Below are 26,260 nucleotides of genomic sequence, written 5' to 3' on the forward strand. Positions count from 1 at the left end.
ACCGTCAGTCAACTAAAACCTATATCTTTTTTACATACTTGGTAATGATAACCGTTTGTGTGGGGCCTACTTTACCCTCTATGTATTCTGCATTTTCCCTATCTACTGAAATTCTGCGTACCGCTGTACCCTGTTTCGCTACCTGACTAGAACCCTTTATTTTAAGGTCCTTGATCAACACTACACTATCTCCATTCTTTAAGACAACACCATTTACATCTCTGTGAATTATTTTCTCACTTTCAGCGAGTCCTTCGCCCGTAGCTTTGGCCCAATTTAAAATAGTATCTTCCATATACATCATATCCAATAAGTCGTTTGGCCAGCCCTCTGATTTTAAACGTGATAGTATCCTCCAAACCACTACCTTAACCGCATCGTTCTCGTTCCACATACTGTCATTTAGGCACCTCCAATGATTAGTATCCGTGGTATCCGGATGCTCTATTTGTCCTTTACAAATGCTACATGCAAGAATGCTCCCATCCAAACCACCTGTAGAAACAGGAGGCACTTCATATAATTCTAAATTGGTCGCTGCACCACATAATTCACAAGTATTTCCACTCCTCTTTATAAGCTCTTCTAATACGCTCATGTGCTTTCTTATTTTGTAAACAAACTTAAGTCTTTATAAGGGAACTAAGGCTTTTTATAAACAAGGCAACAAGAAAATCACTCTACATTTGTAGAATTAATTTTTTTATTCTATGTTTGTAGAGTTAATTCTAATAATGTAGAGATGCAGTTATCAAAAACAGAAGAGGAACTAATGAATATTATATGGAAGCAAAAAAAAGCTTTTATGAAAGATTTACTGGACTCCTACGAAGAACCTAAACCAGCAACCACTACTATAGCCACCTTGTTGAAACGGATGACGGACAAAGGCTATGTTGCCTATAAAAGCTATGGCAGGAGCAGGGAATATTATCCTTTGGTTAAAAAGAAAGACTATTTCTCTAAACATGTAAACGGACTTATTAAGAACTTTTTCAACGATAGCCCAGGACAGTTTGCCTCATTTTTTACTCAAGAAACTAATCTCAGCAAAAAAGAACTGGAAGCATTGAAAGAACTAATAGATAAAGAAATTAAAAAGAAATAACAATGTTGGAATATCTGTTAAAATCAGGAGCCTGTATGGCCGTTTTTTTACTTTTTCACAAGCTATTCTTGGAGCAAGAAAATATGCATGTTTTTAAACGGTACTTTTTATTATCGGCGATTATTGCTTCTCTTGTAATACCGAATATTGTTTTTACGTCCTATGTAGAAACTGTATCGGAGAACTTTGAAAATCTCACTAACGGACCCTATGTAGCTGTTGTTTCCAAAGAGTCTACAGATATAGATATGATCAACTGGAGCTTGATTATAACTTCGATTTATTTCGTGGGAATCCTTTTTTCTAGTTTTCGGTTTTTTAAAAATCTATCTCAGATTTTAAGAAGGATTAAAGGAAACCCTAAATTTAGACAAGCCTCTAGCATAAAAGTCCTCCTAAAAGAAGTACTTCCGCCACATACTTTTTTTAATTATGTTTTCTTAAACAGGAAAAAGTTTGAAGAAAATTCTATACCCCAGGAAGTGCTATTGCATGAAGAAACACATGCAAAACAGCGCCACAGCCTAGATGTACTTTTTATAGAATTAATGCAGGTTATACTATGGTTTAACCCGTTTGTCTATCTCTTTAAAAAAGCGATAAAACTAAATCATGAATTCTTAGCCGATAAGGCCGTGTTAAAACATGAGATACAGACTAAAAACTATCAGAATACATTACTGTCCTATTTATCAAAGGAAAGTTTAGAAAAATATCAGTCAACCGGCATTGCCAATGCCATTAATTATTCATCAATCAAAAAACGATTTACGGTCATGAAAAAAAGAACATCAAAGAGAGCTGCAATCTTGCGTGGGCTCCTACTATTACCCGTTTTAACCCTACTTCTCATCAGTTTTACTGAAACTAAAACCATTACAATTCAATCTAAAGAAATAGTTCTTGATAAGGTGGAATCCACATCCGAAGCAACTAAAAGGGAAGTTTATCAAAGAGCAACAATTCAAAATTTCAATGAATGGAAAAATTCAAAGAAATATGCGCTTTGGCTCGATGAAAAGAATATTGACAATACAGAACTAAAAAATTATAAACCTAGTCAAATCGCTCATTTCATGAGTAGTTTTGTCTACGAAAATGCCAGAAGCATAAGATATCCTCAACCTTTTCAAGTGCATTTATATACTGAAAATGGTTTGGCAAAAATAGTTGCTAAAAACACTAATAGCATTAAAATAAATATCAACAGTAACGGTAAAATACTTTTAGGAAATAATCTGGTCACACTAAAAGAACTAAAAAATTCTCTTTTACGTTTAAACAAAACTCTAACTCAAAAAGAAAGAGAACAACAGGTGAGCGCAGTTATTAACGTGGCACCGGATACACCTAAAGCTATTATTCAAGAGGTTGACCTTATCGTGACAGCATATGGTGTCGCTGAAATAAATATTCGCGGCCAAGAACCCGCATACATTGGCATATTAAAAGAGAATAAAACCGTACAATCGCGAATTGAAAAGTACAATGTCTTAGCAAAAAAATATAATGCAGTTCCCTTAGCAAAAAGAAAGATTCCTCTAAATGACTTAAAAATCATGGAGCGTATTTACAAGGGAATGACCAAAATCGAAAGAAAGGAATCTCAGCCTTTTCCGGAATGTTTACCGCAAGAAAATAAGGTGAAGCAGTTTAATCTAGCCATAAACAATAACCAGCTAATATTGAATAACGAAAAGTTGACCATAGCCAACTTTTCTGATAAGGTAGACGAATTAACAAGAAACTGGGAAGAGACCGATTATACTTCAATAAAAGCACTGACCAATGTCCAGAACAGTTCAAAAACTTTTTTGAAGGCGGTAGAAAAAGAATTTAGCAAAACCCACTTCTCAAAGGCTAATGAAGGAATGCGATTATTCCATAAAAAATCAGATACTAAGGACAAGCAGGATGGCGCATCTCGAAGGCAGATGTCAGCTTATAATACTCTAGCTAAGAAGTACAATGAAATGGATAGCGACCGAATGCGGATTTTAAAAAGCGACGTAGAGCGTTTGGAATATATCTACAGCCTGATGTCGGACAAACAAAAGAACGATGCAGAACCTTTTCCGGATTTCCCTAAACCACCACCCGCACCACAGCCAGCAAACTCAATAAAATCTCCTATTCCCCCAAAAAGTCCTAGAGTACTAAAAGGTGAGGTTAGTGCTATACCACCTCCGCCTAGTGTAAACCGTCCCAGGACCATAGAAGGAAAGGTGGGAGCCATACCTACTCCACCAGAACCGATTGCCCCCCTTGACCATGTTATTGAAATGGCTAAAAAAGGAGCTGCCTTTTTTTACGAGGGTAACGAGATTAGTTCTGACGAAGCTATCAAACTCATGAAAAACAACAAAGATTTAAATATAGATAGTAGGACTGCCAAGGGTAAGAAGCCGGTAGTTAGAATAACTGTCGCTCCAATATATCATTAAACAATTTTTATGTGTACCGCCAAAGGGTTAAATACTCCTAGACTTGCCCCGAGGTAGTTTACTTTAAAACATAGCCCCAATTTTTGGGGCTTTGGTGTAACAATTCTCTATAAATGGCGTTCTAACAGGTAAGTCATTCATCAATCAAAAACAATCCACATGTTACAACGCTTTTTTATTCTCTGCTCTGGGGCGGATTCCGAAATTTTAAAAACCTGTTCCAAAGGAGAACAGAACAAATATGCAGGCATTGGCGCTACAGTTTTTTTTACCGCTGTTATGGCCTTTATTGCTAGTAGCTATGCGTTATATACCGTTTTTGATAGCGTTTATGCAGCTATTTTCTTTGGCTTTATCTGGGGCCTTTTAATTTTTAACCTAGACCGCTTCATAGTTTCAACAATTAGAAAAAGGAATAACTTTTCTCGAGAACTACTACAGGCTGCGCCACGTATAATTCTGGCATTGATTATTGCGGTGGTGATTTCAAAACCCTTGGAAATAAAAATATTTGAAAAGGAAATTAATCAAGTGTTATTAGAACAAAAAAATGAGCTCACCCTAAATAACAAGGAACAGCTAGCACTACAATACACACCAGCTATAGAAAAATTGAACCAAGATATTCTTACATTAAAAACAGAGGTGCGCTCTAAAGAAGCGGAAACCAATGCCTTGTACGATACCTATATTTCTGAAGCCGAAGGTACTGCGGGCACCAAACTCTTAGGGAAAGGTCCGGTTTACCAAGAAAAAAGAGAAAAGCACGATGCGGCACTAGCTGAGCTTCAGTTATTAAAAACTACCAATACTAAAAAAATAACCGATTTAGAATCGGACATTGCCTCATTGAATGCAGCATATGCCGATGTGGTAAAAAACTCCCAGCCTATTATTGATGGTTTTGATGGTTTAATGGCGCGTATTACAGCGTTAGGGGAATTACCGTGGTTTCCTTCGTTCTTTATCTTTCTTTTGTTCCTCGCTATTGAAACATCGCCTATTATCGCAAAACTCTTAGCTCCAAAAGGAGAATACGATGTAAAGCTTGAAGAAGAAGAAAGTATTCTAGCTTCATGGGTTGCCCAAAAAGTAGCGCAGCGTAAACTAATTGTATCCACGGATAGTACTATAAATCAAAAAATCTACGAAGACCTTAAAGGCGAAGAAGAACTATATGGGTACAAGAAAAACAAAGCAGAAGAATTACTTCTTTTACAGGCCGATAAATTTCATGAGGTACAGGTTAAAAACCTTTAGAACTATTCTGATTTTCTAATCAGAACTACCCAGTCTTGGTTTTTAATCTGTTCCGTTTTTACCGGTGGTGCTCCAATTGCAGATTTGTTTCCACCTCTTAATGATGACACGCTACCATTTTGTAGTTCTCCCCCGGCGAGTGGATCAAACCATTGAACGGAAAACTCTCCTTGAGTATCACTTAAATCAATACTGTAGTTTTTGGCATCTGGCAAATAAATAGCATACACTTCGCCAGGTTTTTCAAAACAGTAGCCTTGTTTTGTACTGATGCGTTTTAGATTAACATTCATTTCCCAGTAAGGTAAATGATTTTGGAAAAATTGTAGCGCATAATCGGTTAACTCCCAAAGTCTATCAGTTGTACGCCAGTCTTCGGTATTTAAATCATTATAGGTATTATTTGCTCCATAGTACCACTCCACACCTGCCGCACCAGAGAGTAAAGTACCCCATAAGACATAACGCCTTATGGAATCATGATTATAATCTACGGTATCTGGAACAACACCTGTATGCCACATACCAATTTCATCCATAGTAATCAACCAAGGGTGCCCTACGGCTTTGGATTTTTCTTTCCATTCCTGAACAACTTTTGCTGCTCCTTCCCTTTTATCGACCTGTAGCGATAATCCGTCTAAGTGCTTATGGCCAACTATAGAATCCAACACATTACTTCTTGCAGGGTCATGAGAGTGGGTATGCAATAAAATAGGATGATTGTAGGGGTCAATTTTGGTAAGGTAATCTGTCATTGCCTTGCGTTGTCTATCATTCTGAGCAATAGGTGTAAATTCTGCAAAACCGTTCTCCTCACCCAAATTCCATTGCAGGCCCAAATGATGCCCAAAACGAGCCACCATTTCTTGAAAGTATAATTGCCGCAACACTCCCGTGTCTCCATTATCTAGCATGGTTTCATTTTCCGTTTCCTGTAATACCGCGTGTAAGAAAATACCCTTGGACTGCATGTGTTGAAATACATGTTCCCATTGCGCCAATTTACTAACATCAAATCTGGTAAAATCGTCCGGTGCAGCATAAGGCCAAACGTCTTTACCATCGCCCTTAATATTCATAGTTAAAAAGTAAGCGGCGTTCATTCCTTTAGAAGCCAAATAATTCATAGCCCCTACCAAGCCTTTTCCTTTGCCATTTTTCCAAGTTGGGTCGCCCTTATTCCAGTCTTTTAGATGTGGGGTATAGCTATGTAAAAGCTCGCTTGCTTTAGACTCCCCATCCCTATCTGCGGCCTGCGTCCTATAAGTGCCGTCAAAATCTTCATAGGCTAATAAATTTTCAGGACTATCGGCACCACCTTTCATCCAATAATTATCAGTATCCTGAAATTTGAAATAGCCTTTAGCATTCACCAACCTACCATGCGCTCTAAAATCTGCTCCAGTTTTGGTAGACGGAATAACCATGAATTTACCATTTGGAGTCGTAAGTGGAACTTCATTTGCATTTTCTCCTATTTCCCTCAATACTATCCCCTCTCCTTTATACATTGTGGCTTCATAGCTCCATTCTCCCAACTTATCTGGCGTAAAGCGGACCTGCCAAACAGAACCCGAAGTGGCACTAGTCTCGGCCGCATTTCCGTCAGCAGCATAAAATCCTCTAATTTTATATTGTGATTCTTTATGCGTAAAATCCACTAGGAGTTTATAATCCAGAAAGGGATTGGTTTCAGCTGTTTCAGAAGTTTCTTCGCCATCAAAAGATAAGGTTATGGTATGCCATTGCTCATACTTATCAAACGTTTCTTTTTCTATTTCTTCCTTGCAAGACGAAAAGACTAAAAACAACAAAAATAATAACCCAAGGTAATTTGCTTTCATAACGCGTTATGATTAGTACGCTTTTAAAAGTACAACAAATATGAAAGTGATTACATAGCTTACCACAAAACCAATCGTGTTCCAAATTAATCAGAGACCAAACTCTTCTGAGAAGATAATAAAGCGCCATTAAGACCCATTCCCTGAATAAAAAATGATATATCCTTTAATCCGGTATTAATTATTTTAAAAGATGCTAATCCATTTTCATCAGTCCTAAGTTCAGGTATCCAATGGATTACTCCGAAGCGCTCAAATGAATCATTTTTATAAGAACCATATTGAGGGGTGTAGAATTTTTTCGGTATTTGAAACCCTTCTGCAAAAGTATATTCAAAAACTTGTTCCTCAGGTATTTCCTCAAAAATAGATTTTGCTTTCGTCCCCCCTCTCCTAGTATAAATACGAATAACTCCCCCGGAACCTCTAACTCCTTCTCCTGCACCTGTTCTATCAATATGATAGGCTTCTACCTCACTTGTTGGTAATTCATGTAATTGATCAAAATTTGAAAGGCGAACATCATTTAAATAAATGATTGGTTTGGGAAAAATCCTATCCGGATCAGTACTATTCACACCTCCAAAAGATTGTACCGTTCTTACTCTAATGACAACTCTCTCTGTAGAGGCGAATGCCAATCCTTCTCGGACTTCATAGCCCTTTGACCTAATGATATCCAAAATATAAGGGAATCTAAATTCAATATTCTCGGTTACTTCTGTCACCTTATTTTTAAGATATTTAGGTATAAAAACATTTTTTTCAGCGACTTCACTCCTTTTGTCTTCTACTACAGTAACCTCTTCTAATTGAATCGTATCATCTGATAGGAAAAAATCAGATATATATTTTATACTTGATTCAAAATCAACAGCCTGAGTATTATTTTCCTTCCATATACTAGCAATACTATCATTCATTCTAGGCATAAATGAACCTATTTGGATATTTGGCTTCATTAGCCTCAGATTATTTCTCACCAAAGAGAACTTGATTTTTTCACCTTTAAAGGGATAATAGTTAGAAAACTTAAAGTAGTTGTCTGTGACATTCAAAACACTACTAGTTTTATTTGGCATTCTCAAATAAAGTTTATCCCTAGATGATAACTTATTATTTATAGTACCCGCTATCGAAAGTCCATTTTCAAAATTAAATTTTTGTTTAGGAGGGTATTTTAAAATATTCCCCCATTCATAACTACTCCATCCCTGAAGCATTAATAACAAATCTAGTTCTGCCTCTTTTCTTTGATTGAATTCTTGAAAATAATAACTAGGATTTTCTATAAAACCATTAACATACGGCGTTAAGTAGAATGTACTGATAATATTATCTTTTGGATTATAAGACTTAGAGCTTTTAGGTAAAACAGAAATACTTAAATTTTGCAATTTGTTTTCTGTTTTGCGCACTTTTACCTGAATAGTCAACGAATCTTTCTCTTCCTTTAATTCATGAATATCCACCTGAGGTATTTCCATATCTAACGAATTAAAGAATAGCCGCTCTAAAACCGGTGTTTCAGTACTATCAAAAAGCGTAAGGACATTCATTCCCTTTAGTAATATCTTTTTCTCTATAATTCTTGAAACGAATAAGGCATCCTTTGGAAAAGAGAGACCAATGCGCTTGGCCAAGCCATCCCTATGTATCAATAAGTTAAATACACCGTCCCCAAGTTTTTCTCTCGTATCCTTATTAGTGGTCAAAGAGACTATAATTCGTTGCCGGTCAATATTTTTAACGCTAATATTCACCCCATATTCCTGTGCCTCCGGCAAGGATACAATCCGTTCAGAACCGTTTAAAAAAGAAACCTTGGCGAAATACGATCGTTCCGGATTTGGAGTGAAATTGAATTTCCCATGACCAAATTTTGAAACCCTTAATTGAGCTACTTGCGCTTCTTGGTCGTCCAAAACCAAAATATTAGATACAGGTACGGCATAACCAAATTGATTGGTAATTTTCACGCCAACAACGTTTGTAGTATTCATTATCAAATTGCCACCTTCAGGCAAAAATTGAATATCATACGATATGGGAACGGAGTGCAGAGAAATGGGCTTTTGATTAAGAATGACTATCTTCTGAACATGTCCGTCTTGTTCTTTAAAGTTTTTCATCCAATTGGTGAACGCTTTTATGTAGTAATTACCACTTGAAAAAGTAGAATCCACCTCAATGTGCCCTTTAAAAACGCCATCGTCAGCTAAGAATAAACTAGTCTTAATAGGTTTTCCTATACTATCATAAATACCCACGTAGACATTCGTAGTCTCTGGAAAAGCTTTACCTAATTGTCTATTATAAACATAGCCCTTAAACCAAATGTTTTCGTTTACTATATAGGTAGTTTTATTAAGATGAAGATAAGTAGCCTCACGAGGTAACTCAAAGTATTTGGTGAACGATTCTTTAATAAGGTCTCCGGAATTCCTATTTTGAGAAAATGAAAAGGTTGTTGTAATTAGAATAAGTATAAAAATGATTTTCCTGTACATGAACTAAATCTTATTCATTTAAATTATTTCCATTTTCCTTAGTAAGAAAGATGCATTCATATTCTGACAAACACCTTCTTTGAAACGGTAATCAAAATGCAATTCATTTGCTATAATTTCAGCATCAAAGTAATAATTCTTTACTTGAGGCAGTTCTTTAGCCACTTCACAAAGGCTAAGATCGTGGGTAGCGATAATACCCGTTGCATTCGAGGCAACTAAACGCTCAATAAACTTTCTAGAACCCTTTGCCTTGTCGGTACTGTTGGTTCCCTTTAAAATTTCATCCAAAACTATAAAATAGGGGTCTTTTTGTATTTCCTCCACGATAAATTTTAATCGTTTTAATTCCGAAAAGAAATAAGACTCATCATCTGTTAAGGAATCGGTTGTGCGCATACTCGTAATTAGTTTTATGGGTTTGTAACTAACGGACTTCGCACAAACCGGTAGTCCTATATTAGCCATGAGCAACTGTAATGAAACAGTCCGCAAAAAAGTACTTTTACCAGCCATATTTGCTCCGGTAATAATAAAGAACTCGTCTTTCTTAATTTCAAAATCGTTCCGGATACTTTTTTCAGGAGCTAGTAGTGGATGACCTGCTTGTTCTGATGTTATGGTATTGCCTTCCTTAATAATCTTAGGAAAGGTATAATCGGGGTGATTAAAGGCAAAATTACCTAGCGAGCAATAGGCGTCATAAAAGGCAATAGTATTAAACCATAAATTAACGGAAGCCCCATAGGCCGTAATCCACTTTTCAATTTTAAAACAGGTTGATAAACCCATGAGAAACAACCCGTTCCCAAAAATGAGGTAAATGATATTATTGTTCCTATCCAAACTGTTCAATAAGTTTGAAAATTCTTTTAAAATTTCTGAAGTTTTACGTCCATCGTTTAAAATTTGCTCTTTCTTTTTCTTTAAAAAGTCAGCACTAAACTCCTGCTCCTCTATTAAACTTAATAGTTTGGTATACTGCTGAAATACCGCTAATAATTTACCAGAATTTGCACCCAACCTGGCCACTTTTCTCGCGTAAATTCCTGTAATCAATAGGCCAAAAACAATCCAATAAATTAGAATTGATTCCGCAAGGCTATTCATAAAATAAAGTACGAACAAGAGTATTGAAACACCGGAAAACAGTAATGGTAAAAACCGCATGACTTTTGGGACAAATGAAATATATCCCTTAAGCCAATTTATGATTACCGATGTGGGAGTATCTGTCTTAACTAAGCTTGCCGTCGCAGAAAATTCTTGACGCCAATTCGGTTTTTTGGCCAACTCGGCAATCGCTTTTTGCTTTTGTACAATGGCATCGATTGTATTTTCTTTCAAGATTTCGGAAAGCATATCACCCCCCTGCTTAAGCGTAGTTCTATTCATGTACTGATAAAAAGAACCCATTCCAAATAGGTCTATGTCTTGACTATAATAATGAGTGCTATCCTTATATTCTTCCCCACTCGGCAAATGGTGAAAGTCCCTTTGTAGTACTTTTATTTCTATCTCATTTATGTTGATCAACGCTTTTAATCTATCCCTTTTTCTTTGTAAATCGGTATGTCTGGATACCAAAAAAAGAAATATTATAATGGTAGCCAGAATAATCGCCACCACCAATTTAATGTTACCTCTAAACACATAGGAGCCAAGAAGGGCACTAACGAAGACCGCCAAACGCAACATACTAGATGCCCATAACTCCTTTTGCCTTTTGGAGCGTTCTGCGGTAAATTTTTCTATTTTATTTTGGTAAAAGCCAATTAAATCCTGCATTCTTTAGCTAAACATTGTTATACACTGCATTATACTCAGTGCCGATTGATGCATAAAGATATGGATTAGCCTTCTATTGGAGTGCGTCTAATTCTGACCTTAACTTCTTGGTAAACTTTGCAACCACAAGATCATAAGAGTGATCTATCAACTCCTTGGTTAGTTTAGGGTCTATGCTTTCTCTGGAAAAGCTAAAATTTTATTTCCTGATTCGTATAATTCTATTTACTTACCTCCATATTTTCTAGCACATTACCCTCATAGGTCGTATAATTTATTTTAAGTAAGTTAACATTACGTAATCTTTTCTTTAAATCCTCAATAACGCCCATTTTAACACCAGCGTCTGCCTTTATAGCTACTGTAGCAACACCTCTTAAATGCTCTGGCATTAAAGACAGGGCTTGCAGCGCATAATCACCTACCTCATCCATATGAACAAACGTATTATCCATTTGTATTCTAGGTTTATTTCCAAGGCTAACAGCTTGACTGCTTTTAGGCTTCCCCACAAAAATCTCAATAACGCGATCCGCCTTATCTAACAATGTTGTCTCAGATGCTTTTGGCAACCTATTCTCAACCATTAAATTTTGATTCTTTATGACCGTAACCGTCATGAAAAAGAAGAGCAATATAAAAACAATATCAGGCAATGATGCCGTTGATATGGCTGGCAAATCCCTACCGATTGCCCCTTTTTTATTGAACTTTATCATAATTTCAATTGTTAATGGTTTCTGGTTCTACTATTTTTTGCGGATATAGTTTTCGCACAATTTCAATTTGCTCTTTTAATTTTACTTTCTCATTTACCGTAGTTTTCGCATCATGGTATTTTGAATTCATAACTTCAAAAGTGGTATTAAATAATCTTAGACTTTGGCTATTCCGAAAGTAATTATAGGCTCCTATTACTTCATTTTGAACAGCAACATAGACCGGATAACTCGTATTTCGTTGTGTTTTAATAGAAATAATAGCTTTTGAAGGATGCTCTGACAGCGTATTCAACCGTTCTCCTTTGCAGTAACTACAATAATTGTCGTCTTGTATAGGTAAGCCACCATTATCTATAAATCTTATAATTTTTTTACGGAGATTTTGGAGTTGTTCAATTTCTCCGTCCGCCATAATTTCGTCCTTATTATTTATGGTAATTTCAAAAAGGTTACGCTTTTTAATATCAGCAGCAGCTTCGTTATTTGTAGAAGGTAACATGCGACTAAGACCAGCATCATTTTCAATTGATGCCGTAACCAAGAAAAAAATAAGTAATAAAAAAGCAATGTCTGCCATGGAACCGGCATTTACTTCTTGAACTGCTCTGTGGTTTTTCATAATGCTACATTTTAAGACACTATGAAGTACCAAAAAATAGCCTAAAGATAACAGTAGCAATGAGGGAATGATTGTTTTGAGTTAGCGAACAGACTCCTAGCAGCCTACCTTGGGGTAAGCTTATCTGCCAATGGGCAAGTTTAAATCTTGATTATGGCGTAAACCAGTTAAAAATACCGTGTATTAATTTTCACAAGGCATCATATTCACTTTTCAATTTCTTGGTAAACTTTGCAATGACAAGTTCGTAAGAATGATCTATCAACTCCTTGGTTAGTTTAGGGGCTATGCTTTCCAAAAAAACGGTATTCCAATGCACTTTGCTCATATGCCAGCCTGCGATAACCCCGTCATATTCCTCCCTTAATGCGATCGCCCGCTCAGGATCACATTTTAAGTTTACCTGCGCAGGAACTCTTCCAAGACCGCATAGGGCAAACATTTTCCCCATAACTTTAAAAACTAGTGTCTGCTCATCAAAAGGGAAGCCTTCGCTAACACCTTTTTTCAAGATACAGTACTCCCTAAATTCCTCAATATGCATATGTGGTTAAATACCTTGAGAATCGTAAACGATTACTTTGGTCCATAATTTACTAGACTCCTCTATAAAGAGTTTATGCGGCGCTTCATCCTGATAATTTTGCTGTGCTTCGGCCGATTCAAACGAAACTATTAAAGAATAGGTAAAAGAACCATCAACAACATCTCTGCTGGCTCTCGGTGGTTTCCCTATGAATTTTGTTTTGGCATAAGCCGAACTATCCAAGAATTTCTGAAGGGACACCTCAAAAGCTTTACAATCTTCCTTACTTTCTGGATTTTCTAGCCAAAAATATACGGTATGGGCAAAATTTGAATCGAATTCGTTCATAGTTTCTTTAGTTTGGGCAACCCCCGTTAATGAGAATAATAAAATTAGTAAAGTAGTGCAAGTTCTCATAGTTAATTTATGCGCTATCAAAAATAGCTGTTTTTTAGGTTACTATTTATTTAAAAGTTTCTTCTGCTCCTCCGTAATTTCCAAGGCGGAATAATCTAATTTCCACCCAATGGTTTCTACAATTTTCTCTATAAGAAGAACAGTTTGCAAAGCTTCTTTTCTTGCGGTTTGCATTAAACCACTTTCCGGAATTTTATCTAAGATATGTTTTTTTGCTTCCTGGTTCAATGTAGTTAAATCATCTGGCGTAAATGTATTGAAAAGTCCATTCTTTACATCGTAAAATTCCATTTCTGGGGTTATGGAAAGCACCTCTGGTTCGGGAAAATTAACCAGGATAATCTTCTTCTTTCCGTCATCAGCGTGCATTAAAATCTTCTTTAAATCATATCCTATTTGAGCCTTTGCTTTTATAACGATTAGCGCTTTTTTCTTACTACTGACCAAGCTTAAAAAACGTTCTTTAGTATTTTCGTATTTGTAAATTTCGGCAAAATCGCCCTCTACAGATATCAACTTGCAGACGCTTCTTATCTTTTCTAACAACACAGTAGCCTGGTGTGATGTTATCTCTTTACTTTGTTTTTTCCGAAAGAAAGAAAATAGCCAATACATACTAATGGCCCCTAAAATCAATCCCAGAAAAATTTCTAAAATATTATCCATTTTTGTTCCCTATTTCACCTAAGTGGGTAAACTTAAACCCACGATTATATTTAAGTCCGTATCCAAAGATTCTGTCCATGGCAGCATGCGAAAATACAATAACACCAAATAACTGAATAATTGGAAAAGAAAAATACATTCCAAAAAAGTAAAGCATTATTGCTATTCCCCGATGATGAAAGAGATTATATAGCCACGCTCCTATCTTGTTATTTAACGCATACCCTAACATTCCTAAATCTGGAGTGAGCAATAAAACAGGAAACCACCACCATTGGTAGCCCAGCAAACCAAACATAAAAACACCTAAAAGAAACAGTGCCAATTCTTCTAATTTTAGTAGTGTTTTCATGATTACTGTATTTTATAAAGTACGGGTCTACTTGGGCTGGCATCATTTTCAAAAGGAGCTACTTGTAAGTTTAAAAAATAAGAGCCGTCTTCAATAGCATTGTCTACAAAAATAAACTCCGTAATGGTAGCCTCGTTTCTAAGCTCACCATCAAAATTCCAAAAACCTTTATGTGCTGCAAGTACGCCGTTATCCTTCTCTTTGTCCACCGAAGGCAAATCAATTAATACATGAGCTATGCCTGTTTCTCTTAAATAAATGGCAGCCTCTTCTAATAAATAAGGCGGATTGGTATTTGAATATTGCCGCGAAGTTTTAGACTCCGTATTAGGCAATGTTCTAATAACCAATGCTGTGGCCTCTAGGTTAGTTCTAGCATTTTCTAGTTGTTTTCTTGAAATAACAAAATCATCTTTAACCTTACCAGGGGCAATGGTCACCAATTCTGCCAAGAAAAAGTACGTATCCAAAGCCTTGTTCACAGATTTAAAATCCTTGGTAATGTGACCCACACATTCCGTATGTGTTCCGTGAGCATGTGGATTAAAACTAATGTCATTAAAATTGGTTGACGCTCCTTGCGCAACGCTCCCCACAAAATCGCCCTCTGTATGGGGTTCAATTACAGGATGTTTTACATACCAAGCGTTTACATTATTTTCAGTTCCTTTTAGTGGAATGGAAATATCCAATGGCTTCGCCAGGTCTATATGGTAGTCTTTATTTTTGTGTTTTAGTATCGTTTTCAAAATATGAGTTCTCCTTGAGCGCAGTAGGCACGTCTCTTTTAAGTTAGGTTTATGCGTTCTAGACTCCGCCCAAAAGGACATCACTTTGGCGATTACAAGTTAATCATAAAGAGGTCCGCTGCAATCCCATCGGCTAAAAATTTACCCTTTTTAGAAGCCAAGATTAGGTCTCCGTCTCTATACAAGAGCTGTTGTTCTATGTATTTTTCAGCATGTTCCATGATATAGTCTTTGTAGGTATTACCAAAATCTGAAGCTATTCTAGACAATGAAACACCCCAAATAGTTCTAAGACCTGTCATTACATATTCGTTATATTTATCCTTTGTAGAAAGCACCTCAACCTCCATAGGTAATTCTCCCTTTTCAATAGCTTTTAGGTATTTAGGGTTGTTGTTAATATTCCAACCACGTGTATTCCCGTCAAAAGAATGCGCTGACGGCCCAATTCCTATGTACTTTTTTTGTTGCCAATATGCCGTGTTATTCTTTGAGAAATAACCTGGCTTTCCAAAATTAGAAATCTCGTAACAGGAATAGCCCGCATTACTTAATGTTTCGTTTAGTATGTTGAAATGCTCCTGCACTATTTCGTCATCTACGGGTTTCACCAAGCCTTTTTTTACAAAACTGGCCAATGCTGTATTCGGCTCTACGGTTAAGGCATAACTAGATATATGCGGCACATTAAAGCTAAGTGCTTTGTCAATATTCTCTTTCCACCGTTGATTGGTCATATTGGGCATTCCGTAAATGAGGTCTATAGAAATATTATCAAAATGCTTCGTTGCAAGGGCAATACATGCCTCCGCCTCCTTAGCATTATGTGCTCGGTTCATTAACTTTAAATCTTCTCCAAAAAAAGACTGAACACCAATACTTAATCTGTTGATTGGGCTTTTTGCTAGTTGTTTAATTTTATCTGAAGTTAAGTCATCTGGATTGGCCTCTAACGTAATTTCTGGAGTTTCCGTTACCGTATAATCATCATAAACAGTTTGGATTATTTTTTGAATCTCCGATGTTTCTAAAACCGATGGAGTGCCACCTCCAAAATAAATTGTTTCTACCACCACATCTTTAAAGGTTGCTTTACGAAGCTTCAGTTCCTGACAAAGGGCATTGACCATAGCTTCCTTCTTTCCCATACTCGTAGAAAAATGAAAATCGCAATAGTGACATGCTTGTTTGCAAAAAGGAATGTGGATGTAGATACCGGACATTTTTTTTAGTAAAAAGTAAAAAGTTGTTACTCTTATTTTGAACCGAACTTATCTGGGTTCCGAATCATAAAGTGAATTAATTTAGCTACTTCAATGGTTTGCTTAAAAAGATTATCAAATTCTTCTTTATTAATATAATCACAAGCTTCAGCGAATTCCAACCAAGTTTGAGTTTCCAAATTTTCTCCATCACTGTCTGTAAGCTTAGATACAAAATGTTTTGGATATCGCCTTTTTGCATAAGATTCTGATATATTAGCTGAAACGCTTCTAGAAGACCTTCTTATTTGGTCAATCAATGAATATTTTTCTTCTTTTGGAAATTTTTTAGATATATGAAATATTTCCATAGCTAAGTCAAATGACTTTTTGTAAGCGAGCAAATCTTGAAATCTCATACACTTTTTACTTTTTACTTTTTACTTTCTTAACCCTTGACTCATTCTGTTTCACAAAAGCACTCCATCCCGTATAACTCTTACCGACCTCAACCCTTCCCTCATTATAAAAATGACACACTGCGGCAGCAAGGCCATCTGTACTATCCAAGTTTTTAGGCAGTGTCTTTAGTCCTAAAACGCTTTGTAACATACGGGCTACTTGCTCCTTACTGGCATTACCGTTGCCCGTAATAGCCATTTTAATTTTTTTGGGCAAGTATTCTGTAATAGGAATCTGTCTTGAAAGTCCGGCTGCCATAGCAACACCTTGTGCCCTTCCCAACTTAAGCATGGATTGCACATTCTTACCGAAGAATGGAGCTTCTATAGCTATTTCATCTGGGTGGTAGGTATCTATAAGTTCTATAGTACGTTCAAAAATGAGTTTTAATTTCGTGTAGGGGTCTTTATATTTTTGTAGTAGAAGTTCGTTCATTTGTATGAACTCCATTTTTTTACCCACCACTTTTATAAGACCAAAGCCCATTATAGTTGTTCCAGGGTCTATTCCTAAGATTATTTTTTCGTTCGCCAAATTCTTACTTGGTATTTAATTGAATAGGAATTCTAAATTTGGTATTCACAGGTATTCCTCTTTTTAAGGCGGGTGCAATTGCCGGTACATTTTTTAAACTCTGGCTGATGATGCCATCGAATTCAGGCATTTGCTTTACGATTGCTGCGTCTTTTTCAATATTAACAATGCTAATTTTACCCACGGTATCTATTACAAAGATAACTGCTACGATGGCGTTTTCATCCGAATCTATGGTGAATTCAAATTCGTCCAAGGTAGCTTTAAAGTGAGTAAGCAATTTTTGTTCAAAGCAAAGTCGCTGATTTTCTTTTGAAGCTGTCTCATCGCAGGATAGAAAAAGTGGGTAAGAATCTATAGCATTCCAATCTATAGCTCCTAGTTCCGCATTGATAAGTTCTTGGGTTCTCTTTTCTTTGGATTCAAAGAAATTACAAGAAACCAAGTTACAACAAATCAATACTATGAGAAACCGTTTCATTACACCAAAGGTATGGTGAAAATTACGAATTTTTACCTAGTTTAATCTGCCTCAAAATGTATTTGTTGCTTTAGTTCCGAAACGCGTTTTGCAACTAATTGAGAAAGGTATGGTTGGTTTTTACCATATAACTTGATGAAATTTTGATAGTACTTTAATTTCTCGCCCTGGTTTTCCGCCAAACGGTCGTACACCGTGCAAATTTGAAAGTAATGGCGTGGTTCCTTGGGCATTTGCTCATGAGCAAGTGTATAGTGTTTTAATGCGGTTTTTAAATCTTTCCTTTCTCTTGCCAATCCCGCCAAAGCGCTGTGTCCTTGCCCAAAAATAGGCCTTTTGATATCCATCGCAGTATTAATAAAAATCGCGGCACTATCTAATTGTTTATTTTTTCGGTATACCTCTCCCAAAGCAAAATAAGTTTCCGAATTGGAATCGTTCATGGCAATTAGTGTTTTATAAGTCTCCTTGGCTTTCTCAAAATCCCAATTCTTATAATAACTATACCCTAATTTTTCATACACGTACTCTTTGCGTTCTCCTAAGGCTAAAACTTGCTCAAATAAGGGGATTGCCTTTTCATATTGACCGTCGTTATAGTAAATCAACGCCTTTAAATTTATTAAAGAGACATCCTCCGCGTAAAACCGTAATCCGGCATCCACATACCGCAATGCATTATCGCGTTCTTGCTTTATGGTAAAATATTTACCCAATTGAAAAAGGCTTCGCAAGTGGGTACTATCTATTGCAACAGCATTCTTATGGGCTACCAAGCTACTTGCTGGCTGCTCTAGTTTGCGAAAAGTTTCCCCGAGGTAATAATAATATTCTGGATTTTGGCTGTTGGTAGCGATCAGTTTTGAAAACAGCTTTCTAGCTTCATTAAAACCTTTAGTCTTGATAAAAAGTTTTCCCAATTCAAAACGTGCAATTTGCATCTGGGGATTCTCATTAACAACAGCCTCATATTGCGCAATGGCCTTTTCAAAATTACCAATAGCTTTATAGGACCTGGCTATTTGTAAATTTGAAAAACTATCCCCTACTTTAGCATAGGCATTTATGGCCTTAGAATAGTTTCCCAAAGCATAAAGGCTATCTGCTATTGCCAAAGTCGAAGATTGTGCTTCAGCTTTTAAGACCAATAAAACGATTATGAGTAAGCTAACTTCTTTCAATTTTTCTTTTTAGTAGTGATTTCAACTACACCGTATTTTCCTTTTTCGCCGTACTTGTCCAATGCGACTTTATTTTTAAAAACATTTACCGTAGCAATATCATCTGGGTTTAATGCCCGTACATAATCCATGGTGGCCTCAACACCATCAACTAGGTATAATGGTTTATCACTAAAGGAAAGACCAACACCATGCTCTGTTTCGTGCACCGCTATTCCGGGTTCTGCATTGGGTTCATTAGGTGCTAATTGAAATGAAATAGGAATAGAAAAAGGAACATTTACCTTTTTACCTTTTTGTTTACCTGCAGTCATTTTGGGTAATTTTTTAATAATTCTTGCCGCTTCCTTTTCCAACAATTTGTCAGGGCCTCTCATTCTTACATTACCGATAGTTCCATCTTTCTGAATGGTAAAAATAATATTGACCCTGCCCTGTATTCCTTTATCTTGAGCTTCTTGCGGATAATTAAAATTTTTACTGATGTGATTCTGCATCATAGCATTAAAACAAGCTTTTTTATCCGCAGCATTTTCACAGCCAGGGAAAATGGGAACTTCTTCTATTACAGCAAAAGGGACATCTAAAGCACCATCGTAATCTATTGTTTCTTGTTTATTACTGGCAGCTGAACCGTTCTCATTTGATTTAAAACTAATAGGAATAGAAAAGGCGACCTTTACCGCTTTATCTTTATGCATTCCAGGTTTCATTATGGGAAGTCTATCAATAATTCTTTTAGCCTCGTTGGTCAACAAAGAATCGGGGCCACGCATTTTTAAATTGCTAATAACACCCATTTCATCTATCACAAACATGGTATTCACACGTCCTTGAATTCCCTTTTCCTTTGCTGCTTCAGGGTAATTAAAGTTTTTACGAATATGTTTTCGCATATTCTCAAAGAAACAACCCCGTTTATCTGCATCATTCTCACAACCGGGGAAAACTGGAACGTTTTCTACTTCAGCAAAAGGTATCGGTTCTTGCTGTGCAGCAAAACTTTTTACTGCAGTTTCATTTATGTTATTATACATCGTATGCGCAACACCACTTTCCATTGAAGTATACCCCAACATACCAAGTAACACTGGCACTAGCAGCAAATACTTCAACTGCCAGACCTTTTTAGACTTTGATTTTTGTAACATGACGATTCGTTTTTTGATTAATGAAGATTTAAAAAATTGATTTACAAAGGAGATATTTTGGGTTTCGAAAACCTGCAATAACAAAAGCTCGTAATGCGCTGCACGTTCTGTTTTAGGGACTTTTGAGTCGGCAATGAATTCGTGTAGTTCCGCTATTCTATTTTGATATACATATACCAAAGGATTGAACCAACCCATGATACGCATCAACTCAAAAAATAGCAGATCCAGCGAATGGCGTTGTTTAATATGCACCATTTCATGTGAGATGATGGCATCATACTCCTTCTTCGCCAATTGATCTCCCAAAAAGATAGATTTGAAAAAGGAAAACGCAACATAGCTCTCAGGAACTAGTATTTGTGTAAAATCCTTAAAATATTGTATCGTTCCGTTACGCTTTAGTCGATACAGACGATATATTTTTAAGATAAACCAAACTGAGGCCAACAAAACACCTGACACAAAAATCCACTCTTGCCAAGAAAGGGAAAATCCATGGCTAACCTCCGCATTCAGCAACACAGGTTTTTGGTCCAGATTCCATAGCAATTCAGAATAACCATTAAATGTTTCCGGAACTGCTGTTCTAAAAGCATCAATCTTTATCCATGGTAGTATTAATGACAAGCTATAGGTGCCTATTAAATAGGCTCTGTTCCATTGAAAAAAAGTCTCTCGCTTTAAAAAGAAATCATAAATAATGAGGAACACCAATTGAAATGCAATACACTCTAAAATATACGGTAGCATAGTTTCTATTTTTTATCGGTTTTTTTAGGAGATTCTGGCTCAGCCGTTCTTATTTCATTTAATATCGACTCCAATTCGGACAAGCTCATATCGTTCTTTTTCATAAAAAAAGAAACCATGCTTTTGTAAGAACCCTGAAAGTAACCTTCTACCAATTTATTGATTGATTGATGACTATAGTCCGATTTTTTGAGTAACGGAAAATACAAATAGCCCTTACCTTCCTGTTCATGATCCACAAAACCCTTATTCTCCAATATTCTCACAATAGTTGACACGGTGTTGTAGGCTGGCTTGGGTTCAGGAAATTGTTCAATAATGGCGGCTACATTACATTTTTTTAACTGCCAGAGTACTTGCATTACCTCTTCCTCTGCCTTTGTTAATTGTTTCATTCAACTAATTTTTTAGTTCATCCTTGAAACAAATATAACTAAATATTTAGTTTGAACTAATTTTTTAGTTTAAAAATAGAAATCTAGCTTGGGATTGCTACCTTTTTTGTAACAAAATGATAGTATCTTCGTCACATAAGCAGTTTATTAGCATAGGCACTATGGATATTGCACTACTCATTGTTGGGTTTATTTTTATGATTGTTGGAATTCTAGGTAGTTTTTTACCTGTTCTCCCTGGTCCGCCAATCAGTTGGATTGGGCTATTACTACTCTATCTTACCAGGGCCATACCAAATAATTGGTGGATTTTAGGCGTGACCCTTGCCGTTGCATTAGTCGTTTTTGCCTTAGATTATATTATACCGGCTATGGGAACCAAAAAATTTGGAGGCACTAAAGCGGGCATGATAGGGACCACTATTGGATTATTGGTCGCTATATTTTTTCCAATTCTTGGCCCTTTAGGGATTATTATTTTGCCATTTATAGGTGCACTTGTAGGAGAACTATTGAATAAAGCCGATAAAAAAACCGCTACAAAAGCGGCTTTTGGTTCTTTTCTTGGTTTTTTAACCGGAACTTTTTTAAAGTTTATGGTTAGTATTGTATTTCTAGGTCTTTTTATAACGACCGCATGGGAATATAAAGCAGCGCTTTTTCCTCATTTCGATTAATCCAACCACACCACTTTATCTGAAATAGGCTTTCTTGTTCGTTCTGGCAGTTCGCCCTCATAATAGCCCATGTAGAAGAATCCAAAGCACTTTTCACCTTCCTCCATCGGTAGAAATTCGTCCATATATTGTATAAGTCCAGGGGAACTCCAATAGCAACCAATGCCTAGCTCCGTACAACAAAGCCACATATTCTGTACGGCCATGGCCGTAGCCGCAATCTCTTCCCACTCCGGTATACTTTCCAATGGGTCCCGCTGCATACAAATGGCAATAATAGCACCAGCTCTTTTGGGATTTTCAATGAGCTTTTTAGCCTTTATTTGCTTGGGTTTGGGGGTAATGTCAATATAGGTGTTCGACAAAAATTCTCCGAGCTCCGCTTTCTTTTCACCTTGTATTACTTTAAACCGCCAAGGCTCCGTTTTTTTGTGATTGGGCGCCCAATTTGCTGCTTCAAGAATTTTCTCTGTATCCGCTTTTGCAATTGGTTTCGCTATATACTGCGCAGGAAATACAGAACGTCTATTTTTTATTAAATCGAATATCATACCAAAGAATTTATGATGAAGATCTACCTAAAAGTAAATCCATGCAATTTTTTAACACGGGATTAGCGTTTTCCTTCCTCCAAATTACCGAAAGTAATGCACGTTGTTTAATCTCTTTCAACTCAATAAATTTTACCCGCATTTGAAAACCTGCTTGTAAGGCCGTGGGCACTATGGCAATACCTAATTTGTTTTCCACCAATTTAAATATGGTATGTGCATGCACAGACTTATGAGAAACCTTAGGAATAAAACCAGCATCGGAACAAATGCTCATAATGGTATCAAAATAATGAGGACTATATTCTTGACTAAAAAGGATAAAATTATCCTCGGAAAACTGTTGCATCCCCTTATAATCTCGCGTTAGCATAGGATAGCTCTCTGGCAATACCAAAGAAAACGTATCCTCAAAAATAGTTTGCATATGCAACGCGGCTGGCACTCTAGCTAATCGCACAAAACCTATATCTAGTTCATCCTTCAAAACAGCAGCTACCTGGTCCAAATTTGCACGTTCCTCTAAGGAAGTTTTTATTTTAGGATAGTTATCCCGCAACTGTAAAAGCAGATTAGGAATTACATTCTGCATAGCGGAACCCAGGAATCCAATACGGATTTCGCCCGTGTCTCCCTCACCTATTAATTGTAATTGCCGCTTGGTTTCCTTCAACTGCTTAAAAATACCCTCTGTTTGCGCTTTTAAGTAATGACCTGCAGGTGTAAGCGCCACTTTCTTTTTAGTCCTTACAAAAAGTTCCACCTGTAATAAATCTTCCATTTGTTTTATCTGTCTACTTAAACCAGGTTGGGAGATAAATAGTTTTTCTGCTGCCTTTCTAAAATGCAATTCTTCCGCCACTGCTAGGAAATACGTGAGATGGCGTAATTCTAATTGAGAACTCATAGTTATTGATTATTAACAACAATAGTATTGGTAATTATCAAACTTAATAAATAATTTTATAGAACTAAAATAGGAGGCATGGCTATTACACCGAAAACATTCAAATTAGGGAAAGATTGGCTTACCGCAGGCATTGCATTGCGTATAATCGAAGGAAGTACTGATTTAACCATTAGTCAGAAGACCAGGGATAAGGTGATAACCAGTTGGGGAATCGTACAAAATATTGTGGATAAAGGGCATCCTGTTTATGGCATCAATACTGGTTTTGGCCCACTGTGTACCACTAGAATATCACAGTCAGAAACAAACATATTACAGACCAATATTCTTCAAAGCCATAGTGTTGGTGTAGGCAAACCAGTTTCTAAAGCTGTTGCAAAATTAATGTTGGTCTTAAAAGCCCATTCTTTGGCAAAAGGCTATTCTGGTATTGCCGAGGCTACCCTGAATAGGATACTATGGCATATAGAAAATGATGCTATTCCCGTAGTTCCATCCCAAGGTTCTGTTGGCGCTTCAGGTGATTTGGCACCGCTATCACATTTATTTCTTCCCCTTATCGGTTTAGGAAAAGTTCGCTACCAAAACAAAACGATAAGCGCAGAAGAATTATTTAGAATAGCAGGCCTCGAAGCCCTTGAACTTGGCCCAAAAGAAGGGTTGGCACTCATTAACGGAACCCAATTTATTGCTGCCCATGCGGTAAAGGTTGTATCGAAATTACATTCCGTTTTATCACAAGCAGATATTATAGGAGCCATAATGATAGAAGGGCTCCAAGCTTCTGTAAAACCATTTTATAATGAATTACACGCTTTAAGACCCTATAAAGGAAATGTACATGTAGCCAAACGTGTAAAAAGATTATTAAAAGGTTCCGAAATTATGGAAGACCATATTGACTGTGAGCGCGTACAAGACCCCTATTCCATTAGGTGCATTCCGCAAGTACATGGTGCCTCAAGAAATGCTTGGCTACACCTAAAGGAGTTATTGGAAGTAGAGTTGAATTCAGTAACCGATAATCCCGTCATTATTGATGAAGAACTGACCATAAGCGGAGGTAATTTTCATGGTCAGCCTTTAGCGATGGCATTAGATTATGCCTGCCTAGCGGCTTCAGAAATAGGGAACATTTCCGATAGGCGTATCTATCTGGCATTGGAAGGTAATAGCCCAGGAGTACCCAAATTACTCATGGAAGATACTGGCATCAACTCTGGCTATATGATTTTACAATACACTACGGCTGCGCTTGCCAGTGAAAATAAAGGCTTGTGTTTTCCATCGAGTGCAGATAGCATACCAACCTCTTTAGGCCAAGAAGACCATGTGAGTATGGGTTCTATCGGAGGACGAAAAGCGCTACAGGTTATTGAAAATGTCCAGAAAATATTAGCTATTGAACTTTTAACAGCTGCACAAGCTTTTGAATTCAGGAAACCTATGAAATCTGGTATTTTTCTGGATGAAATTCATAAAGAGATACGAAAAAAAGTAGCCTTCGCTGATAAGGATAGGGTATTCTCAGATGATATTGAAGCGGGAATTAAATTGATTAAAAAAGAAACAATTATTAAAGTAATTAACCGTGTCGGTGCAAAAGAAGGGATATCTTTAAAGACGAAGTACTCCAAGGAATTTGAAACCTATTAAATAGTTTCCGTAAATGAAAAGACTAATACTTATTGGCCCTATAAAGCAACTTGTTCCTATGACTGGTTTGCCCCTAAATGGTGCCCTATCCGACCATCAACTCCTTATCATAGAAAATGCAGCCATTCTAATTGAAGGGATTCAAATAAAAGCAATAGGTAAATTCGAGACGCTAAAAACACAATATCCAAAGGTCGAACTCCAAGAATTAAAAGGAGACCACACCTGTTTCCCGGGTTTTATCGATTCCCATACACACCTATGTTTTGGAGGTTCCCGTGCCAATGATTATGCCATGCGTAATGCGGGTAGAACCTATTTAGAAATTGCAAAAGCAGGCGGCGGTATTTGGGATACGGTAGTACAAACAAGAAAGGCCACCAAAGAAAATTTGGTTAAGAACACTAAAAAAAGAGCAAATAGACATTTAAAAAATGGTGTTACTACTATAGAAGTCAAAAGTGGTTATGGCTTATCTGTAGAAGAAGAGCTTAAAATGCTACATGCCATAAAAGAGGCAGATGCAGCTCTTGCTACAGATTTAATAGCTACGTGCTTAGCAGCCCATATGACACCCAAAGATTTTGAAGGTAGTGCAGCGGCTTATTTAGAGGAAATAAGTACTGTTCTTTTTCCTATGCTAAAGGCTGAAAACTTATGCCACCGCATAGATGCTTTTATTGAAGAAAGTGCCTTTTCGGCATTACAAATTGCTCCCTATTTCAAAAAAGCGAAGGAAATGGGTTTTGATATCACGGTACATGCCGACCAATTTTCTACCGGCGGCAGTAAAGTGGCTATTGATTTTGGTGCGCTAAGCGCAGACCATTTAGAAGCTAGCACGGAAACGGAAATAGAACAATTAGCAAAAAGTAAAGTCATCGCCACAGCATTACCCGGCGCATCCATTGGTCTAGGCTGCGCTTTTACACCCTGTAGAAAATTGTTGGATAAGGGTGCCGCACTAGCTATTGCAAGTGACCATAATCCGGGTTCTGCCCCAATGGGAGATTTGTTAACACAGGCTGCTATTCTCGGGGCCTTTGAAAAACTAACGAATGCAGAGGTTTTAGCCGGAATTACCTTTAGGGCGGCGGCCGCTCTAAAACTATCCGATAGAGGGAAATTAGAAGAAGGCTTCTTGGCCGATTTTAGTCTTTTTCATACCGGAAACTACCAAGAGATACTATACAACCAAGGCAACCTGAAACCCTGTATGGTTTGGAAAAAGGGAGCATTGGTTTTTGACAAGCATAAAGGCTAAACCCTCACTTATATCCAAAAATTATAGCAGTTCAA

At 36.9% G+C, this 26,260-nt stretch carries 26 protein-coding genes; 6 read left to right on the plus strand and 20 right to left on the minus strand.

The window, feature by feature from the left end; genetic code table 11:
• Positions 1-19 precede the first annotated feature (19 nt).
• Positions 20-598, minus strand: a complete 579-nt coding sequence (locus tag SJY09_RS11095; protein ID WP_396635786.1) for a PhnA domain-containing protein — start codon at positions 596-598, stop codon at positions 20-22.
• 144 nt (positions 599-742) lie between these two features.
• On the opposite strand from SJY09_RS11095, the gene SJY09_RS11100 reads away from it, so the two are divergent.
• The 3 genes from SJY09_RS11100 (at position 743) to SJY09_RS11110 (ending at position 4,812) form a co-directional block, all read left to right on the plus strand.
• Positions 743-1,108: a BlaI/MecI/CopY family transcriptional regulator gene (locus SJY09_RS11100; RefSeq protein ID WP_396635787.1), complete on the plus strand. Its 366-nt coding sequence runs from the start codon at positions 743-745 to the stop codon at positions 1,106-1,108.
• A 2-nt stretch (positions 1,109-1,110) separates the two neighbouring features.
• Positions 1,111-3,552 carry a M56 family metallopeptidase gene (locus SJY09_RS11105; RefSeq protein ID WP_396635788.1) on the plus strand — a complete coding sequence of 814 codons (2,442 nt, stop codon included), beginning with the start codon at positions 1,111-1,113 and terminating at the stop codon, positions 3,550-3,552.
• A 159-nt stretch (positions 3,553-3,711) separates the two neighbouring features.
• A complete protein-coding gene (locus SJY09_RS11110) occupies positions 3,712-4,812 on the plus strand; it encodes a DUF4407 domain-containing protein (protein ID WP_396635789.1) in 1,101 nt (366 codons plus the stop codon).
• 2 nt (positions 4,813-4,814) lie between these two features.
• Here the strand turns inward: SJY09_RS11110 and SJY09_RS11115 are convergent, their stop codons facing one another.
• The 17 genes from SJY09_RS11115 to SJY09_RS11195 all read right to left on the minus strand — a co-directional run bounded on the left by SJY09_RS11115 (position 4,815) and on the right by SJY09_RS11195 (position 21,167).
• Positions 4,815-6,659 carry a DUF5060 domain-containing protein gene (locus SJY09_RS11115; RefSeq protein WP_396635790.1) on the minus strand — a complete coding sequence of 615 codons (1,845 nt, stop codon included), beginning with the start codon at positions 6,657-6,659 and terminating at the stop codon, positions 4,815-4,817.
• 86 nt (positions 6,660-6,745) lie between these two features.
• Positions 6,746-9,169 (minus strand): hypothetical protein, encoded by a 2,424-nt coding sequence (locus SJY09_RS11120; RefSeq protein WP_396635791.1) that lies wholly within the window; start codon positions 9,167-9,169, stop codon positions 6,746-6,748.
• A gap of 18 nt (positions 9,170-9,187) precedes the next feature.
• The gene (locus SJY09_RS11125; RefSeq protein WP_396635792.1) at positions 9,188-10,957 is read right to left on the minus strand and encodes a DNA mismatch repair protein MutS; all 1,770 of its coding nucleotides are present in this window, start codon (positions 10,955-10,957) and stop codon (positions 9,188-9,190) included.
• Between the two features lie 221 nt (positions 10,958-11,178).
• A complete protein-coding gene (locus SJY09_RS11130) occupies positions 11,179-11,676 on the minus strand; it encodes an ExbD/TolR family protein (RefSeq protein ID WP_396635793.1) in 498 nt (165 codons plus the stop codon).
• A gap of 4 nt (positions 11,677-11,680) precedes the next feature.
• On the minus strand, positions 11,681-12,298 hold the full coding sequence (locus tag SJY09_RS11135; protein WP_396635794.1) for an ExbD/TolR family protein: 618 nt from the start codon (positions 12,296-12,298) through the stop codon (positions 11,681-11,683).
• A 190-nt stretch (positions 12,299-12,488) separates the two neighbouring features.
• Entirely contained in the window at positions 12,489-12,842 is a 354-nt protein-coding gene (locus SJY09_RS11140; RefSeq protein WP_396635795.1) for an MmcQ/YjbR family DNA-binding protein, read from the minus strand.
• Between the two features lie 6 nt (positions 12,843-12,848).
• Complete coding sequence (locus tag SJY09_RS11145; RefSeq protein ID WP_396635796.1) at positions 12,849-13,172, minus strand: Dabb family protein; 324 nt, start codon at positions 13,170-13,172, stop codon at positions 12,849-12,851.
• Positions 13,173-13,283: 111 nt separating this feature from the next.
• Positions 13,284-13,907: a DUF4230 domain-containing protein gene (locus SJY09_RS11150; RefSeq protein WP_396635797.1), complete on the minus strand. Its 624-nt coding sequence runs from the start codon at positions 13,905-13,907 to the stop codon at positions 13,284-13,286.
• Positions 13,900-14,259 carry a DUF4260 domain-containing protein gene (locus tag SJY09_RS11155; protein ID WP_396635798.1) on the minus strand — a complete coding sequence of 120 codons (360 nt, stop codon included), beginning with the start codon at positions 14,257-14,259 and terminating at the stop codon, positions 13,900-13,902. The genes SJY09_RS11150 and SJY09_RS11155 overlap by 8 nt, the downstream gene beginning before the upstream one ends.
• Positions 14,260-14,261: 2 nt before the next feature.
• Positions 14,262-15,008, minus strand: coding sequence for a cyclase family protein (locus SJY09_RS11160; protein ID WP_396635799.1), 747 nt, complete (start codon positions 15,006-15,008; stop codon positions 14,262-14,264).
• A gap of 92 nt (positions 15,009-15,100) precedes the next feature.
• Positions 15,101-16,231: a radical SAM family heme chaperone HemW gene (gene hemW, locus SJY09_RS11165; protein ID WP_396635800.1), complete on the minus strand. Its 1,131-nt coding sequence runs from the start codon at positions 16,229-16,231 to the stop codon at positions 15,101-15,103.
• A gap of 32 nt (positions 16,232-16,263) precedes the next feature.
• Positions 16,264-16,629, minus strand: coding sequence for a four helix bundle protein (locus tag SJY09_RS11170; RefSeq protein ID WP_396635801.1), 366 nt, complete (start codon positions 16,627-16,629; stop codon positions 16,264-16,266).
• A 7-nt stretch (positions 16,630-16,636) separates the two neighbouring features.
• Positions 16,637-17,206, minus strand: a complete 570-nt coding sequence (gene ruvC, locus SJY09_RS11175; protein ID WP_396635802.1) for a crossover junction endodeoxyribonuclease RuvC — start codon at positions 17,204-17,206, stop codon at positions 16,637-16,639.
• Positions 17,207-17,210: 4 nt separating this feature from the next.
• Positions 17,211-17,687, minus strand: a complete 477-nt coding sequence (locus SJY09_RS11180; RefSeq protein WP_396635803.1) for a hypothetical protein — start codon at positions 17,685-17,687, stop codon at positions 17,211-17,213.
• Between the two features lie 41 nt (positions 17,688-17,728).
• Complete coding sequence (locus tag SJY09_RS11185; protein WP_396635804.1) at positions 17,729-18,868, minus strand: tetratricopeptide repeat protein; 1,140 nt, start codon at positions 18,866-18,868, stop codon at positions 17,729-17,731.
• Complete coding sequence (locus SJY09_RS11190; protein ID WP_396635805.1) at positions 18,865-20,772, minus strand: TonB family protein; 1,908 nt, start codon at positions 20,770-20,772, stop codon at positions 18,865-18,867. Before SJY09_RS11190 ends, SJY09_RS11185 begins: the two co-directional genes overlap by 4 nt.
• Positions 20,773-20,777: 5 nt before the next feature.
• Positions 20,778-21,167 carry a BlaI/MecI/CopY family transcriptional regulator gene (locus SJY09_RS11195; protein WP_396635806.1) on the minus strand — a complete coding sequence of 130 codons (390 nt, stop codon included), beginning with the start codon at positions 21,165-21,167 and terminating at the stop codon, positions 20,778-20,780.
• Between the two features lie 161 nt (positions 21,168-21,328).
• Between SJY09_RS11195 and SJY09_RS11200 the strand changes: the two genes are divergently transcribed.
• Positions 21,329-21,844: a DUF456 domain-containing protein gene (locus SJY09_RS11200; protein ID WP_396635807.1), complete on the plus strand. Its 516-nt coding sequence runs from the start codon at positions 21,329-21,331 to the stop codon at positions 21,842-21,844.
• Here the strand turns inward: SJY09_RS11200 and SJY09_RS11205 are convergent.
• Both SJY09_RS11205 and SJY09_RS11210 read right to left on the minus strand, forming a co-directional pair.
• Positions 21,841-22,395: a nitroreductase gene (locus SJY09_RS11205; RefSeq protein WP_396635808.1), complete on the minus strand. Its 555-nt coding sequence runs from the start codon at positions 22,393-22,395 to the stop codon at positions 21,841-21,843. The two genes, SJY09_RS11200 and SJY09_RS11205, sit on opposite strands and share 4 nt — an antisense overlap.
• Positions 22,396-22,405: 10 nt before the next feature.
• Positions 22,406-23,302 carry a LysR family transcriptional regulator gene (locus tag SJY09_RS11210; RefSeq protein ID WP_396635809.1) on the minus strand — a complete coding sequence of 299 codons (897 nt, stop codon included), beginning with the start codon at positions 23,300-23,302 and terminating at the stop codon, positions 22,406-22,408.
• A gap of 78 nt (positions 23,303-23,380) precedes the next feature.
• Between SJY09_RS11210 and hutH the strand changes: the two genes are divergently transcribed.
• Both hutH and hutI read left to right on the plus strand, forming a co-directional pair.
• Entirely contained in the window at positions 23,381-24,961 is a 1,581-nt protein-coding gene (hutH, locus tag SJY09_RS11215; protein WP_396635810.1) for a histidine ammonia-lyase, read from the plus strand.
• Positions 24,962-24,974: 13 nt separating this feature from the next.
• A complete protein-coding gene (gene hutI / locus SJY09_RS11220) occupies positions 24,975-26,225 on the plus strand; it encodes an imidazolonepropionase (RefSeq protein ID WP_396635811.1) in 1,251 nt (416 codons plus the stop codon).
• The last annotated feature ends 35 nt before the right edge of the window (positions 26,226-26,260 follow it).

It is taken from the genome of Maribacter sp. R77961 (assembly GCF_044594925.1).
GTDB lineage: Bacteria > Bacteroidota > Bacteroidia > Flavobacteriales > Flavobacteriaceae > Maribacter.